12 protein-coding genes are annotated in these 14789 nt (G+C 72.8%); 7 read left to right on the top strand and 5 right to left on the bottom strand.

Annotated elements, in window-relative coordinates; translation table 11 throughout:
- Positions 1-85 precede the first annotated feature (85 nt).
- Together ACSMX9_RS28855 and ACSMX9_RS28850 are read right to left on the bottom strand one after the other, a co-directional pair.
- Complete coding sequence (locus ACSMX9_RS28855; protein WP_445398435.1) at positions 86-1843, bottom strand: acyl-CoA dehydrogenase family protein; 1758 nt, start codon at positions 1841-1843, stop codon at positions 86-88.
- 208 nt (positions 1844-2051) lie between these two features.
- Positions 2052-2627 carry a helix-turn-helix domain-containing protein gene (locus ACSMX9_RS28850; RefSeq protein WP_445398433.1) on the bottom strand — a complete coding sequence of 192 codons (576 nt, stop codon included), beginning with the start codon at positions 2625-2627 and terminating at the stop codon, positions 2052-2054.
- Positions 2628-2842: 215 nt separating this feature from the next.
- Between ACSMX9_RS28850 and ACSMX9_RS28845 the strand changes: the two genes are divergently transcribed.
- From ACSMX9_RS28845 to ACSMX9_RS28825, 5 genes are all read left to right on the top strand, one after another.
- Positions 2843-3640: an aldolase gene (locus tag ACSMX9_RS28845; protein WP_445398431.1), complete on the top strand. Its 798-nt coding sequence runs from the start codon at positions 2843-2845 to the stop codon at positions 3638-3640.
- Entirely contained in the window at positions 3640-4575 is a 936-nt protein-coding gene (locus tag ACSMX9_RS28840) for a dihydrodipicolinate synthase family protein (protein WP_445398429.1), read from the top strand. The genes ACSMX9_RS28845 and ACSMX9_RS28840 overlap by 1 nt, the downstream gene beginning before the upstream one ends.
- Positions 4576-4749: 174 nt before the next feature.
- Positions 4750-4908 (top strand): hypothetical protein, encoded by a 159-nt coding sequence (locus ACSMX9_RS28835; RefSeq protein WP_445398427.1) that lies wholly within the window; start codon positions 4750-4752, stop codon positions 4906-4908.
- Positions 4905-5762, top strand: a complete 858-nt coding sequence (locus ACSMX9_RS28830; protein WP_445398425.1) for a glycosyltransferase — start codon at positions 4905-4907, stop codon at positions 5760-5762. Before ACSMX9_RS28835 ends, ACSMX9_RS28830 begins: the two co-directional genes overlap by 4 nt.
- A gap of 6 nt (positions 5763-5768) precedes the next feature.
- Entirely contained in the window at positions 5769-6251 is a 483-nt protein-coding gene (locus tag ACSMX9_RS28825; protein WP_445398424.1) for a hypothetical protein, read from the top strand.
- Positions 6252-6284: 33 nt separating this feature from the next.
- Here ACSMX9_RS28825 and ACSMX9_RS28820 read toward each other — a convergent pair whose 3' ends face one another.
- A complete protein-coding gene (locus ACSMX9_RS28820; RefSeq protein ID WP_445398422.1) occupies positions 6285-7376 on the bottom strand; it encodes a DUF5937 family protein in 1092 nt (363 codons plus the stop codon).
- Positions 7377-7398: 22 nt separating this feature from the next.
- Positions 7399-8973, bottom strand: coding sequence for an AbgT family transporter (locus ACSMX9_RS28815; RefSeq protein WP_351242063.1), 1575 nt, complete (start codon positions 8971-8973; stop codon positions 7399-7401).
- Between the two features lie 228 nt (positions 8974-9201).
- On the opposite strand from ACSMX9_RS28815, the gene ACSMX9_RS28810 reads away from it, so the two are divergent.
- Complete coding sequence (locus tag ACSMX9_RS28810) at positions 9202-11103, top strand: CocE/NonD family hydrolase (protein WP_445398420.1); 1902 nt, start codon at positions 9202-9204, stop codon at positions 11101-11103.
- Positions 11104-11445: 342 nt separating this feature from the next.
- A complete protein-coding gene (locus ACSMX9_RS28805) occupies positions 11446-12957 on the top strand; it encodes a glycosyl hydrolase family 18 protein (RefSeq protein ID WP_445398418.1) in 1512 nt (503 codons plus the stop codon).
- 90 nt (positions 12958-13047) lie between these two features.
- Here ACSMX9_RS28805 and ACSMX9_RS28800 read toward each other — a convergent pair whose 3' ends face one another.
- Positions 13048-14664 carry an adenosine deaminase family protein gene (locus ACSMX9_RS28800; protein WP_445398416.1) on the bottom strand — a complete coding sequence of 539 codons (1617 nt, stop codon included), beginning with the start codon at positions 14662-14664 and terminating at the stop codon, positions 13048-13050.
- Between the last annotated feature and the right edge of the window lie 125 nt (positions 14665-14789).

The raw sequence follows: 14789 nt of genomic DNA, 5'->3' as shown, positions 1-14789 counted from the left end.
GGCGATCGGCTTCCGCGGCGCCACCGCCGTCACCCCGTGGTCGGGAGTGACGACGGCGGGCCGGCCGGACGGCCGCTCGGCCGGCTCAGCCGGCGGCGGGCGCGTGGTCGCCGACCGGCCAGGTCCACCCGGTGGAGCGGATCCAGGTGTCCTGGTAGTCGCCGGCGATGAAGGCCGTGGGCAGGGTGTCGGCGCTGACGCCGAACGCCCCGGTGATCAGCGGAAGCCGGGGGGCCAACGCGGTGGCCAGGTCCTCTCGCCGCTCCTCCAGCGCGGGGAGCTCGGTGGATTCGAGCGCCTTGTGGTGCAGGTACTCGGCGGCGTGGTCGAGGACGGTGTCCAGGGCGTAGAGCTCGGCGAGGTCTTCGAGGAGGCCTCGGGCCTCGGGGTGCTCGGTGCGCCGTGCGGTGTCCAGCAGGGCGTGGGCCGCCCAGGCGACGGCGTTGGCCTGGGCGGTGCGCAGGGCCTCCCAGCCGCTGTCGGGGTCGCTCCGCTCGACCAGGGCACGGGCGTGCCGGTCGAGGACGCCCTGCCACCGGGGTGCGCCGGGCGCCGGCGCGGGCAAGGGGGTGCGGCGGGCGTGAGCGAGGGCCCGGCCCGCCGCGACCTGGAGGACCTGGTTGTCGCCCTCGGCGGTGACCACGCCCTGGGTGCTCCCGAGGTACTCGGTGATCATGTTGGCCCGGAACATGCCCTGGGCACCGAGGCGCTCGCGGCACTCCTGGAGGGTCTCCAGGGCGATGTCGGACAGCAGGGGTTTCGCCAGCATGGCCAGCACCGGGCCCTCGGAGCGCCGGCGTTCGGGGTCGGTGAAGGTCTCCCGGGCCACCCGGGAGAGCGCGGTGACGGCGCAGACCCGGGCGGTGGCGAGGACGAGCGGGCGGTGGACGTTGTCCCGGGCGATCATCGGGGTCCCGCCGGCGGTGCGGCGCTGCCGTGCGTAGTGGACGGTCAGCCACAGCCCGGCGCGGGCCGCGGCGACGGCGGCCGACGACAGCGCGACCCGACCGGTCTGCAACTGGGCGACGGTGCGGTGGAACCGCTCGCGCAGGGTGGCCACTTCGCTGCGGAAGCGGCCGTGCTCGTCGAAGTCGGCGATCCCGCCCGAGAGCCAGCCGCCCTCGGGGACCACCGCTCCGTCGAAGCGGATGAGGGCGTTGTCCATCGGGCAGTACCCCTTGTCCGGCATCCGCTGCACCTCGACCCCGGGGGCGAGGCCGTCGGGGCCGCGCAGCGTCAGCAGGAAGGGGAACACCCCTTCGTCGCGCCCGTCGGCGATGAGCCGGGCCGCGATCACGGTCACCTTCGCCACCTGGTCGTCGGCCACGTTGGGCATGAACTTCACGGCCGCCGGCTCCGGGGTGTGCAGGGTGAACCGCCGCCGGGCGGAGTCCCAGCGGGCCTCGGTGCGCAACTCCAGCACGTTGCTGCCGTACCCGAGTTCGGTCAGCAGGAAGACGCCCGCGTACCCGGCGTCGTCCAGGAGGGCCAGGGTCTCCCGCTGCTCGGCCGTGTCGGTGCCGAGGCTCTGGATCGCCCCGACCGTCAGGGTGAAGTGGCCGCTGAGGACGGAGAACAGGTCGGGGGAGGTTACCAGGGACCAGTCGAACAGGTCGAAGAGCAGGGGGAGGTCCTCGGCGACCCGGCTCGACGGGCCCAGCCGGGCCACCACGTGCCGCAGCTGTTCGTAGCCGGCGCGGGCCCGCTCCTGGTACGACCGCTCCGTGCCGCCCGGAACGGTCGTTTCGGCCACGACGGTCCGGGCCCGACGATCGTCGCGCCCGAGGAGGGCTTCTTGCAGGACGGCAGCCGTAGGGGTGTCAAGCGCCAGGCCGTGGGTCACCACTCACATCCTCACATCGGGATACCCATGCACATTTTCGCGATGATCTTAGGATTGCGCACGGCCTTCCCACATCCGCGAAATCACGCCGAATCGCCCGCGCGGGCGGCTTGTTGGGCCTTCTTGCGCGCATGCGGAATCCCTGGGAAGGCAACCCCTGACGGGGTCGGCACCGGCGCCCGGCGCCACGCCGAGGAGGGGGGCGGGGTCAGGGCGGCGGGTGGGGGTGCGCGCTCTCGCCCTCGGGCCGGTCATCGCACACCAGCAGCAGGACGGTGGCACGCTCCTCGCCCACCGAGCGGACCTTGTGGGGCGTGGTGGCCTTGAAGTAGGCGCTGTCGCCCGGTTCGAGCGGGAAGACCCGGGAGGGGGTGATGAGTTCGACCCGCCCCTGGTGGACGAAGAGGAACTCCTCGCCCGGGTGGTCCCGGAAGGGGACCGGGTCGGCGTCGTGCGGCGGGTGGAGCACGAAGGGCGTCATCCGCTTGGTGCCGGCCTGGAGCGCGATGCCCTCGTAGCGGGACCCCGGCTCGTCGTCCGGGGTGAGCGCCTGCCGCTCGCCGGCCCGGGTGACCGTGACCTCGACCAGCTCTCCGGCATCGACGAAGAGGCTGTCGAGCGGTACGTCCAACGCCTTCGCCAGCGAGACGCTGACCGCGATCGACGGCACGCTCCGCCCCCGCTCGACCTTGGACAGGTAGCTCTTGGTGACGCCGGCCCGCGCGGCGAGCACCTCCAGCGTCATCAGTCGCTCCTTGCGCAACTGTCGCACCCGGTTGATCACCGCTCGCCTCCCTTCCCGCACCCCCGGACAGGAGGTCGACCGAACCCCAGTATGTCCCGAACCGCTCCGTGCCCCGGCAGCCCACCCCCGCCTCCTTGTCGCATGACACCTCGTGTCCTATAGTCCACCTTGTTTCCTCAAGGTGGCGCCCCCGCACCACCACCGCCCCGTCGGCGGGGCGGCCCGAGGACACGCCCAGGAACTGGAGCAGAGACATGGCAGACACCCTCGCGGAGACGAAGGACGTCCTCGTCGACCGCGCCCGACAGCAGATGCGCGACCACTTCCCCGACTCGGGGCTGACCACGCGCCAGAAGCTGGCCCTGACCTGTCGCATCGCCTTCGACGGCGGACACGACTCGGGGCTCGCCGGCCAGATCAGCGCCCGTGGACAGCAGCCCGGCACCTACTACACCCAGCGCCTCGGGCTGGGCTTCGACGAGATCACCGAGGACAACCTCCTCCTCGTCGACGAGGACCTCCGGGTCCTCGAAGGCGAGGGCATGCCCAACCCCGCGAACCGGTTCCACAGCTGGATCTACCGGGCGCGCACGGACGTCAACTGCATCATCCACACCCACTCCCTGCACACCGCCGCGCTCGCCATGCTGGAAGTGCCGCTGGTCGTCTCCCAGATGGACACCACGCCCCTGTACGACGACTGCGCCTTCCTCAAGGAGTGGCCCGGCGTGCCGGTGGGCAACGAGGAGGGGGAGATCATCTCCGCGGCGCTGGGCGACAAGCGGGCCATCCTGCTCGCCCACCACGGCCAGCTCGTCACCGGAGCCACCGTCGAGGAAGCGTGCAACCTGGCGGTGCTCATCGAACGCGCCGCCCGTCTCCAACTGCTGGCGATGGCCGCCGGAACCGTGCAGCCCCTGGACCCCGCCCTCGCCCGCGAGGCCCACGACTGGACCTCCACGGACCGGCGCAGCCGAGCGAACTTCGCCTACTACGCGCGCAGGGCACTGCGCAACCACCCCGACTGCGTGAAGGGCACGGTGGACCTCTGATGTCACAGCCGCCGCTCCAGGGCGTCATCTCCTATCCCGTCACCCCCTTCGACCCCGACACCGGTGACCTCGACCTGGCCGCGCTGGACCGGCTCACCCACGAACTGGTGGCGGCGGGCAGTCACGCCGTCGCCCCACTGGGCAGCACGGGCGAGAGCGCCTACCTGCGGGAGGTCGAGTGGGACGCGGTCTGCGAAACGACCCTCCAGGCCGTGGGCGGCCGGGTGCCCACGCTGGTCGGGGTCTCGCACTGGAGCACCGAGGGGACGGTGCGGCGCGCCCGGGTCGCCGCCCGGCACGGAGCCACCGCGATCATGGTGCTCCCCCAGGTCTACTGGAAGCTGACCGAGGACGAACTCCGGCAGCACTTCGCCACCGTCGCCGGCGCCGTGGACCTCCCCGTGATGCTCTACAACAACCCCGGCACCAGCGGGGTGGACCTCCTCCCCGAGACGGTGGTGGCGCTCGCCCGGGGGATCCCCAACCTCACCATGGTCAAGGAGAGTTCCGGGGACGTCGCCCGGTTCCGGGCCATTCCCGAACTCTCCGAGGGAACCCTCTCGGTCTACAACGGGAACAACCCGGTCGCGCTCGAAGCATTCCGGTCAGGTGCGGTCGGCTGGTGCACGGCCGCCCCCTGTCTGGTGCCCCGCTGGTGCCTCGACCTCTACGAGGCGGCCCGCCACGACGAGCGGGAACGCGCCGATGCGCTCCTCGCCGAGCTGCTGCCCTTCCTCCGGTTCATCGTCGGCCACGGACTGCCGCGCGCGGTCAAGGCGGGACGGGAGATCCAACGACGCGGGCTGGGCCGGCCGCGTCCACCGCTGCAACCCTTGCCGGACGGGGAGACACGGCGCCTGCGGGAGTTGCTCGCCCGACTCGACGCGCCGTCGGCCGCGGACGGTGCGGCCGGTCCGACGCCGAACGGCGTCTGACCCCGCGGGACCGGTCGCCACCGGCTCCGGCAGGAGGGGCCACCGCGGTACGTCCGGCGGGCCCGTCCGGGTGATCGCGACGGGATTTTCCGACGCCGCGCAGCACGGCCGCAGGCTCCGCCGACCCGACCACGCCAGGATGCTCATCGAATCATCAGTCGGGAGCATCCCCTCATGTACGGACACAAACTCGCCCACACCGGCATGGGCACGGTGGCGATCGGCGGCCTCTCCCTGGCCGTGGAGTGGCTGGTCGCCGTCTCCGCGCTGCTGGTCGTCTCCGGTGCCGTCCTCGTCCGTTGGGCCTTCCACAGAGAACGTCCCCAGTCATGACGCCGGCGCCGGAGGTCGGCAGGCGCTCGGGCACCCTCCTGGCCGCCGCCGCCCTCCCCCTGGTCGTCGCCGGCGTGTGGGCGGCGGTGCGGAGCCTGGAAGCCGCCGCGGTGATCGACGGACCCGGCTGGTCGCACGCCTGGCTGTGGGGGCCGGTCGGCGGCATCCTGCTGCTCCAGAGCGTCCTGTACGCCTGCGAGCGCCCCCACCGGGCCGCGGCCTCGGCCACCGCCTCGCTCCGGGTGGCGGTGCTCGTCCCCGTCTACAACGAGGACCCCGCCTATCTGCGCGCCACCCTCACCGCGCTCGCGGCCCAGACCCGCCGGCCCGACGCCGTCCACCTCGTCGACGACGGCTCGGCCCAGGACTACGCCGACCTGCGGACGTGGTGGACCGCTCACGCGCGCGAGGCCGGCATCCGCACCACCTGGCAGCGCACCCCCAACCGGGGCAAGCGCCACGCCCAGGCCCTGGCCCTGACGGAGGCGGGGAACCCGGACGTCATCGTCACGGTCGACTCCGACGCCACCCTGGTGCGCGAGGCGATCCACGAGGTGCTCCAGCCCTTCGCCGACCCCCGGGTGCAGGGCTGCGCCGGACTGGTCCTCGCCGCCAACCACCGGGCCACCTTCCTGTCCCGCGTCACCGACCTGTACTTCGTCGCCAACCAACTCGTCGACCGCTCCGCGCTCTCGCCGCTGGGCGCGGTCATGGTCGCCCCCGGCAGCCTCGCCGCCTACCGGACCCCCGTGCTCCGGGACAACCTCGACGCCTACCTCACCGAACGCTTCCTCGGCCGTCCCGTGCAGTTCTCCGACGACTCCCTGTTGACCCTCTTCGCCCTGCTCAAGTGACGCGTGGTGCAGCAGTCCAGCGCGATCGCCCTCACCGCCATGCCCGAGCGCACCGGCCACCACCTCCGCCAGTACCTGCGGTGGATGCGCGGCTCCACGATCCGCTCCCTGTGGCGCAGCCGCTACCTCCCCCTCACCCACCCCGCGTACATCGCCCAACTGCTGTGCTGGTTCCTCCAGTTGGTGTGCACCGGGGCGATCGTCTGGCTGGCCGTCCTGCACGCCCTGCACGGCAGCGCCCCCTCCCCCTGGGTCCTCGCCGTGCCCTTGGCCCTCGGCTACGCCCAGGCCCTGCGCTACCTCACCGTTCGACGCGACGACGAGACGACGGCCCACCAGGTCGGCACCTGGTTGCTGACTCCGGTGGCCCTGCTGTGGGCCGCGACCGTCCTGCGCTGCGTGCGCTGGTACGCGGTCCTCACCTGCGCCCGCATCCGGTGGGGCACCCGGGGCGACGGGCCGGAGGTGGCCCTGCCCGTGCCCGCGTGAGGTCGGTGGGGCGGACCCGTCCGCCCCACCGGTTCAACGCGCCACGGTGGCGAGGACGTCCTGGCCGAGCCGCCGGATCACGTCCGTCGCCAGCCGGTGCCGGACCAGCTTCCCGTCCCGGGTCGAGCGCACCAGGCCCGCCTCGCGCAGGGTGCGCAACGCCCGGGAGACCTGGGGTTCGGAGGACCCCAGGCGGGCGGCGAGCTCCGAGGTGGTGATGGGTTCGCCCAGCAGGTGGCGGCAGAGCTCCATCCGGGCCGGCGAGGTCAACGCCATCAGCCGCTGGTGCAGATCGCGCAGGGTCAGCTGTTCGTCCGGGGCGGACCCGCGCACCGCGTACTGGACCACCACGCACGACGGGTGCTCGTCCTTGACCGTCAGGTGCGGCCAGACCCGGGCGGACGGCACCAGGACCAGGGGGCGCGGGGCCACCTTCACCTCGTCGATCTGGAGCTTGTCCAACCGCACCCGCTCCCCCGGGCCGACCCGGACCGCCGTCGGCAACAGCTCGGCGAGCACCTGCGCCGGCGGTCGGGTCGCCAACCGCCGGCGCACCTCCCGCGCATGGTCCTCCAGGGCCGGCCGCAGCGAGCGCCAGTCCTCCGCGAAGAACGTCGCATCGGCCGCCCGCAGCACCTCCAGCAACCGGTCGCGCAGGTCCAGCGGGGCCGCCAGCAGCTGCCGCGCCAGCTCCCCGCGGGCGTAGGAACGGCGCAGGCAGCGACGCACGTACGCCTCGCCCGTCGTGGTGCCGGCCCTCAGTTCACCGGGTGCCGGGGCGGGCTCGGCGGTGGTGCCCAGGACGCCGGGCGCCACCAGCTCCAGGAACTCCTCGGCCGACAGCGCCCCGATCTCGGCGAGCTCCTCGTCCAGGTCTCCCGGGAGGGGCAGGGTCCGGGGGAAGAACAGCCGGCAGCGGAAGCGGGCCCACAGCGGGGCGAAGAGGGAGAGCTCGTCCCGCAGCCCGGGGCCCGCCGCGGTGGCGCGCGCCGTCCAGTCGGCGGCCTCCGGGTGGTGTTCCGGTTCGGCGAGCACGTGCAGGCTCGCCATCAGTTCCGACAGCGCGGAGGGCCCGGCCGCCAGGTCTGCGGGGCCGAGCCCTCCGAGGTCGAGGACGATGCTCACACGGTCAGCGTACGACGGCGCCTCAGCGCACCGGCGCACCCGGGCCCAGCGGGATGCCCAGGGCGTACCAGACGAAGAAGAGCACCGTCCAGACCGCCAGCATGATCATGGCGACGGGCAGGGTGAAGGAGACCAGGGTGCCGATGCCGGCCTTGCGGCGCAGGGTCTGGAGGTAGCCGACGCAGAGCATGAACGAGGTGCTCATCGGGGTGATGGAGTTGGTGCAGGAGTCGGCGATGCGGTACAGCGCCATGGTGGTGGCCGGGTTGGTGCCGATCAGCATCAGCATCGGGACCAGGGCCGGGGCGACCAGGGTCCACAGGGCCGAGCCGGAGGTGATGACCAGGTTCAGCAGGGCGATCGCAACGATCAGCACGGAGAACAGCACCAGGGTGGGCGCACCCAGTTCCTTGAGGAAGTCCGCGCCCTCGACGGCGACGACCGTGGCGATGCCGGTCCACTTGAACAGGGCCAGGAACTGGGACACCGCGAAGAACAGCACCAGCAGCGGCGCGATGGAGCGCACGCCCTCCGCCATGAAGGCGGGGATCGCCTGGCTGTCCTTGATCTGCCCGGTCAACCAGCCGTACACGGTACCGATGACCAGGAAGAAGAGGGTGAGGAAGACCGCGATGGAGTCCATGAAGGTGGACTCGACGATCGCGCCGCCCTCGCCGCGCAGCGGGGAGGAGGCGGGCCACATCGCGAGGACGATCAGCAGGGCGTAGCCGATCACGGCGGCACCGGTCAGCTTCAGGGCGCGCAGCTCGGTCGCGTCGTCCACCTTGGCGGCGACCACCTGACGGGCCGCGGCGGCCTCCAGGTCGGCGTCGGGGACCAGGTGGTGCTCGCGCTTGGCGAGGATCTTGTCCACGACCAGGGCGATGGTGCCGGCCAGGACGAAGGCCGAGACGGTGGTGAAGTACATGTTGTCCGTCGGGCGGACCACCATGTCCTTGTCGATGATCTGCGCGGCCTCGGTGGCCACCTCGGCGAAGAGCGCGTCACCGGGGGCGATCAGCGGGTTGGCGTCGCCCGCGGCGTTGATGGAGACGAACGCGACGATCATGCCGAGCATCGGGGAGCGCCCCACGGCCCGGAACGCCACCGCGCCGAGCGGGATGAGGACCACGTAGGCGGAGTCGGAGAGGAACTTGCCGAGCACACCGCCGAGGGCGACGCCCAGCACCACGGTGCGCGGGGAGAGGCCCGACAGCATCCGGCGGGCCATCGCCTCGAAGAGGCCCGAGCGCTCGGCGACCGCGACGCCGAGCATCACCAGCAGCACGGTGCCCAACGGGCCGAAGGTGACGAAGGACTCCTTGGACCCGGTGATCAGGTCCCGGACGGCCTCCGAGGAGAGCGCGCTGCGCACGCCGACCATGTCGCCGGAGGACGGGTCCTTCACCTCCAGGCCACTGGCGTTCAGCGCCCAGCTGGCGACGGCCACGACGGCGAAGAGTATCCAGAACAGCCAGAACGGGTGCGGCAGCGCGTTGCCCGCGCGCTCGACCAGGTCGAGCATCCGGGAGCCGCGCCCGCCCTTCTCGGGTTCGGCGGGTGGCACCGGTGAGGTGCTGGGGGCGGGACTGCTCATGGCGGGGCTCCTAGACAACGGCGAAACGGGACATGGCGCGGCCACGCCGCAAGCGATGCGCATCGGGGTCCCAGTGCCGCGCACACACCGTCGTGACGGCTCGCGGGGCTTTCTGGGCTGCGCTGCACAGTAGGTCCCGCGTCCGGTCCCGTCACCGTCCGGCGGAACAGTTGACCTGATGAGGTCAAGTGATCGCCATGACCTGGGCCACTGTCTAGCGTCACCGGCGTGACCTCGAACGACTCCCCCGCAGCCGACCGCTCCGAGCCCCTGATGGGGGGCGCCCTGTGGCGGCGCGCGCTGCGCGTGCCCCTGCGGGACGGCGTCCGCCTCGCCGCCGACCTGTACTCGGCCTCCCCCGAGCCGGAACGGGTGGCCCTGCCGGTGCTGTTGGAGCGCACCCCGTACGGCCGGCGGGCCCAGCGCGGCTCGGACCAGGACCGGGCCGGGGTGCTTCCCTCGCCCGAGGACATCGCGCACCACTTCACCGACGCCCGCTACCACGTGGTGCGCCAGGACTGCCGGGGCCGGGGCGACTCCGAGGGGACGTTCGTCAAGTACCTCGGGGAGGGTCCGGACGGGGTGGACACCATCGACTGGATCGTCCGGCAGCCCTGGTGCGACGGTCGGGTCGTGATGACGGGCGTGTCCTACTCCGCCCACTGCCAGGCCGCCGCTGCCGCCGAGGGGGCGGAGGGGCTGGTCGCCATGTTCCAGGACTCGGGCGGGTTCTCCTCCGCGTACGACGCGGGGATGCGGATGGGCGGCGCCTTCGAGCTGAAGCAGGCGACCTGGGCGCTGCGCCAGGCGGTGCGGAGCCCGGAGGCGGCGGCGGACCCGGTGCTGGCGGAGGCCCTGCGGCGGGTCGACGTGGCGGGCTGGTTCGGGGCGATGCCCTGGCGCCCGGGCTGCACCCCCCTGCGGCACCTCCCCGCCTACGAGGACTTCCTGCTGGAGCAGTGGCGCCAGGACGCGTTCGGGGACTACTACCGCAACCCCGCACTGTACGGGCGGGGCCACTACGACCGGTTCCCCGACGCGCCCAGCCTGCACCTGGGCAGTTGGTACGACCCCTACGTGCGCTCCACCATCGAGAACTTCACCGCCCTCCAGGAACTGAAGGCGGCGCCCTCGTACCTGGTGATGGGCCCGTGGACGCACGGGCACCGCTGCGACACGTTCGCCGGGGACGTGGACTTCGGCCCGGCCGCCACCCTGGACGGCAACCTCGCCCCGTCCTACCTGGAGTTCCGGCGCCGCTGGTTCGACCGGGCACTCGGTCGGAGCCACGCCGCGGAGGGCGACCTGCCCACCGTCCAGTACTTCCTGATGGGGGGCGGCGACGGCCGTCGGGACGCCGCCGGCCGGATGCGGCACGGCGGCGCCTGGCGCACCGACGTCCAGTGGCCGCCCTCCACGACGAGCCCGGTGGCCCTGTACCTCACCCCCGGGGGCGGACTGACCCCCGCCCCGCCGACGGCGCCCGCCGCGTCGGTGAGCTACGACTTCGACCCGCGCCGTCCGGTGCCGACCATGGGCGGCCAGGTCACCTCGGGCGAACCCGTGATGACGGGCGGCGCCTACGACCAGAACGCCCCGGACGCCCGGGTGCACGGAGCCAGGGCACCGTACCTGCCGTTGGACTCGCGGCCCGACGTGATCAGCCTCAGCACCGGGCCCCTGACGCGCGACGTGGTGCTGGCCGGTCCCGTGACGGCGAGGCTCCACATCTCGTCGACGGCGCCGGACACGGACTTCACGATCAAGCTGGTCGACGTCCATCCGCCCAACGCCGACTACCCCCACGGGTTCGCGGTGAACCTGACCGACGGCATCCTGCGCTGCCGGTTCCGCCGCTCCTTCGAGAAGCCGGAACCGCTCGTCCCGGGCGAGGTGTACGAGATCGAGGTGACGGCTCCGGACACGGCCAACCGGTTCGCCGCCGGTCACCGCATCCGGCTCGACGTGTCCTCCAGCAACTTCCCGCGCTTCGACGTGAACACCAACACCGGGGAGCCGGAAGCGGCGGCCCGTCGCACCGTCGTCGCCACCAACACCGTGCACATGGACGCGGACCGCCCCTCGCACCTGACGGTGTGGGTCGAGGGCGGCGCGGACGCGCTCGGGTGACCCCGCGGCGTCCGGTGCGTCGTGGCGCCGATGAGAGATCTGCCATCTCGTTGTCATCTCCGGCCCCGTGATTGACCGGCCGGTCGCGCCCTCCCTACGCTCGGCCTTCCGTCGTGCTGCGGCGCGGGGAAGGCCCCCACCTGTCCGGGTCCCTGACCGTTGCGAGGAGCGTCGTTGAGACCGGGCGTTGCGCCCGTCGGGAAGCCGGTCCCCGCCCCCCGCCCCGCGGGAGGCGGCTGAGGGGAGGCCCGGGCGCCGGCGGGGACACCATGACGCCCCCACCTGCGTCGGTGCGGCGCGCACCGGTCCGTGACCGGGTCCCCTTCCACTCATGGAGGAACGTTGAAGAGACACCTGTTACGTGCTCCGGGTCGCCGGGTCGCCGCCGTGGTGGCGGGACTCGCGGTGCTGCTCGGTCCGGCGACCCCCGCCTGGGCGGGACCGCCCAACCATCCGGGGGACCCCGTGGTCACGGCGGTCACCGACACCACGGTCTCCCTGACCTGGGCTGCGGCCCCCCACCCCGCAGAGGTCCGCCACTACCGGATCGTGAAGAACGGCGGGACGCCCGTCGGCACCACCCGCGACACCTCCTTCACCGTGACCCGTCTCGTTCCCAACAGGAAGTACTCGTTCGCGGTCGAGGCCATCAACCACGACGGTGGCGGGTGGTCCAGCAACCACATGCCCGTCCGCACGACCGGCGAGACGCCGTCGACGCCCGCCGAGCCCGTGGTGACGGGCCTCTTCCCGGAGAAGGACAGCCACGAGCGGGGCTTCCACGTCAAGGACCTCGTCACGGGCGGCTCCGCCGCCAAGCTCACCCACCTCACCTACGGGCACGGCACCGTCAGCGGCGGCCGGTGCGGCATCGCGGACCGCAACGCCGCACTGGAGCGGGCCTTCACCGCCGGGGACAGCGTCTTCGGCCGGGCCGACACCGCGCAGCAGCCCCTGCGCGGTCATCTGAACCAGTTGCGCGGCCTCAAGGACCGGTATCCGGACCTCAAGCTCCTCTGGTCCTTCCGGGGCACCGGGCCCGCCGACTGGGCCGCCGCCCGGCAGGACCCGGCCGCCTTCGCGGCCTCCTGCGCCCGGCTCCTCGACGACCCACGCTGGGCCGGCCTCTTCGACGGCATCGACCTGTCCCTGGACATCCGCCTCTGCTACTCCAGCCAGAACGGCTGCTACGAGGACTCCAGCGCAGCCGTCACCGCCCTGACCCGGGAACTGAGGAGCACCCTGGGCGCCGACCGGCTACTGACGGCGACCATCCGCCGCGCCAGCGTCGGCAAGGGCACCTACGCCCGCGACGACCTCGTCTCCGCGGCCGCCCACGTCAACTGGTACAACGTCGAGGCGTACGACTACTTCCACCCGCAGAGCGACCGCTGGGCGCACGTGACCGCGCCCCATGCGCCCCTGGTGTCCTGGGACGTGTGGGACTGCTGCCAGGACGTCCAGCACGACGTGTGGAACCTGACGGAGCGCGGCATCCACCCGAACAAGCTGGTGCTCGGCATCCCCACGCACGCCTGGGGGTGGCGGGGCCTCGTCGCGAAGCCGTGGCCGAACGAGTACACCGCCAGGGGACCGGCCGACGGCGCCTACGGCCCCGGTCTGGACGACTACCGCACCATCAGCACCCGCTGCGCCCCCACCGGACAGATGGGGAGGACGGCGATCGCCGTCTGCGGCGACCAGTACTGGACCTACGACACGCCGACGACGATCGCCGGCAAGGTCGCCTACCTCAAGGAGAACGGGATGGGCGGCGCGTTCCTGTCGAACCTCCGCGGTGACACCGCGCGGGGCGACCTGCTCACCGCGCTCACCTCCGCCCTGGCCCGCTGATCCCCCGGGCGGACACGGGCCCCGGTCCGCGGTGTGCCGCGGACCGGGGCTCGGAATCGTGGGCCCGACCCCCGCAGGGCCGGTGGGCGGTCAGCGGCTGGGGGTGGCGTGGGCCCGTTCGAAGGCGGCGAAGGAGGTCTCCAGCCGCCATTGCAGCCGGGCCTTCGCGCTCTCCTCGATCAGTCGGCGGCACTCCCCGGAACGGGCCGGGGTGCCCGGGCGTTCGCCCCGACAGGCGTCGACAGGCCGGTATCCGCCGGTGGTCGGGTTGCCCCGCCACAGGCTGGCGCCGGGCAGGAACGCGTACTCCAGGGAGGCGCGTGCCAGGTCCTTCAGGTCCGGGTAGGCCAACTGGTAGGTGTCGGCGGCGTACCGGTACTCGTGGCTGATGTCGATGCGGGACACACCCGGGTCGTCGGTGGCCAGCACCACCGGCACGCCGTGGGCGCGGTAGGTCTCGAAGGGGTGCTCGGCGCCCCGGACCCCGAGGATCTGCGCGTTGCTGGTGAAGGGCACCTCCACGGCGACCTCCCGGGCGGCCATGGTGCGCACGGTGCCCTGCCAGTCGTCCTCGTGGGCGAGGTCCACCCCGTGTCCGATCCGCTCCGCGCGGGCCACTTCGACGGCCTCCTTGACGTGGAAGGCGAGGTCGGCCGGCTTCACCAGGCCGGGCCGGAGTTCGCCGGCGTGCAGGGTGACGTGGGCCCGCGGGTAGACCCCGCGCAGGTATCCGATCATCCGCATCTGGAGGCGGTAGTCCCGTAGGGAGGTCTCCCAGTCCTCGGGCTGGACCAGGTTGATCGCCACGAACCGCCGGTCCCGTTCGGCCAACCGCATCCCGAGGGCGATCTGGGTGAAGACCCGCTCCGGGGCACTGGCCCGGGACACCTGGGAGATCCACCGCACCGTCACCCCGCAGCCCGGGCGGGGCCGGTCGGTGCCGCAGCGCGCCTCGGTGCGGAACTCGGCGTCGGCGTCGTCCGCCTCCTGACGGGCACGGGCCACCACCGCGTCGAGCTTGCCGTCCCGCAGCAGCTTGCGGTGGAGGGCGGCGGGGTCGGCGTCCCAACCGACTTCGGCAGCGAGTTCCTTCGCCTCCTCGGAGGCCGGGCTGACCATCGTCTCCAGGTACGACTGGTTCTGGCGTGCGACGACGTCCGCGTACTCGGCGAGGAGCTTGCCGCGGTGCCGCCAGGTCACCTCGCCGAACTTCCCGAAGGTGTCGAAGAAGTGGTCGTGGCCGTTGCCGTCCGGGGGGAAGTCCTGCATGGACCAGGCGCGCACCACGGCCTCGCGGAACTCCCCGTCCGTCAGCGCGTCGGCGGCCGGCCGGGTGCCCCGGTCGCAGGGCGGTGCGAGTGCGGTGAGAGTGGCCGTGTCGATGCACAGGCCGTCCTCGGCGGCCAGTCGGATCAGGTACTCGGGGGAGACCGCCCCGGACAGGTGGTTGTGCAGTTCCCCGCCCTTGGGCATCCGGTGGAAGAACTCCCGTGCGCGGTCGGGGTCCTGACGGACCGACTGGAGGAAGGCGTCGGTCCGGGCCTCGGCGGGGGTCACCGGACGGGGCGCCGGTGCGGCGCCGAGCGGGGTGCCGCCCGCGGGGACGGGGGTGGCGGGGGTCGCGGCCGGGGCGGGCGACGAGGACAACAGGCTGAGGGCGGCCACGACGGGGAGCACGTGTCGGGCGGCGCTACGGCGGGGCAACATCACCCGAGCATGATCGGCGCACTCCCGGGTCCGACACGGCACGACCGTCCGGGCGCGGAGCTCGACCACTCGACCGGGTGACCCCACGGCCCGGCTCCGGGCGGGGCCGTCGAACCTCCGGTAGG

The sequence above is a fragment of the Streptomyces sp. LE64 genome (genome assembly GCF_052606915.1).
Note: the sequence above shows the minus strand (reverse complement) of the source record. Positions and strands in the feature narration are given on the sequence as shown.

Excerpts from the sequence above, each read along its gene's own strand:
- ACSMX9_RS28845 (WP_445398431.1), top strand. The coding sequence starts at position 2,843 with ATGGCAGACACCCTCGCGGAGACGAAGGACGTCCTCGTCGACCGCGCC.
- ACSMX9_RS28840 (WP_445398429.1), top strand. The coding sequence starts at position 3,640 with ATGTCACAGCCGCCGCTCCAGGGCGTCATCTCCTATCCCGTCACCCCC.
- ACSMX9_RS28835 (WP_445398427.1), top strand. The coding sequence starts at position 4,750 with ATGTACGGACACAAACTCGCCCACACCGGCATGGGCACGGTGGCGATC.
- ACSMX9_RS28830 (WP_445398425.1), top strand. The coding sequence starts at position 4,905 with ATGACGCCGGCGCCGGAGGTCGGCAGGCGCTCGGGCACCCTCCTGGCC.
- ACSMX9_RS28815 (WP_351242063.1), bottom strand. The coding sequence starts at position 8,973 with ATGAGCAGTCCCGCCCCCAGCACCTCACCGGTGCCACCCGCCGAACCC.
- ACSMX9_RS28800 (WP_445398416.1), bottom strand. The coding sequence starts at position 14,664 with ATGTTGCCCCGCCGTAGCGCCGCCCGACACGTGCTCCCCGTCGTGGCC.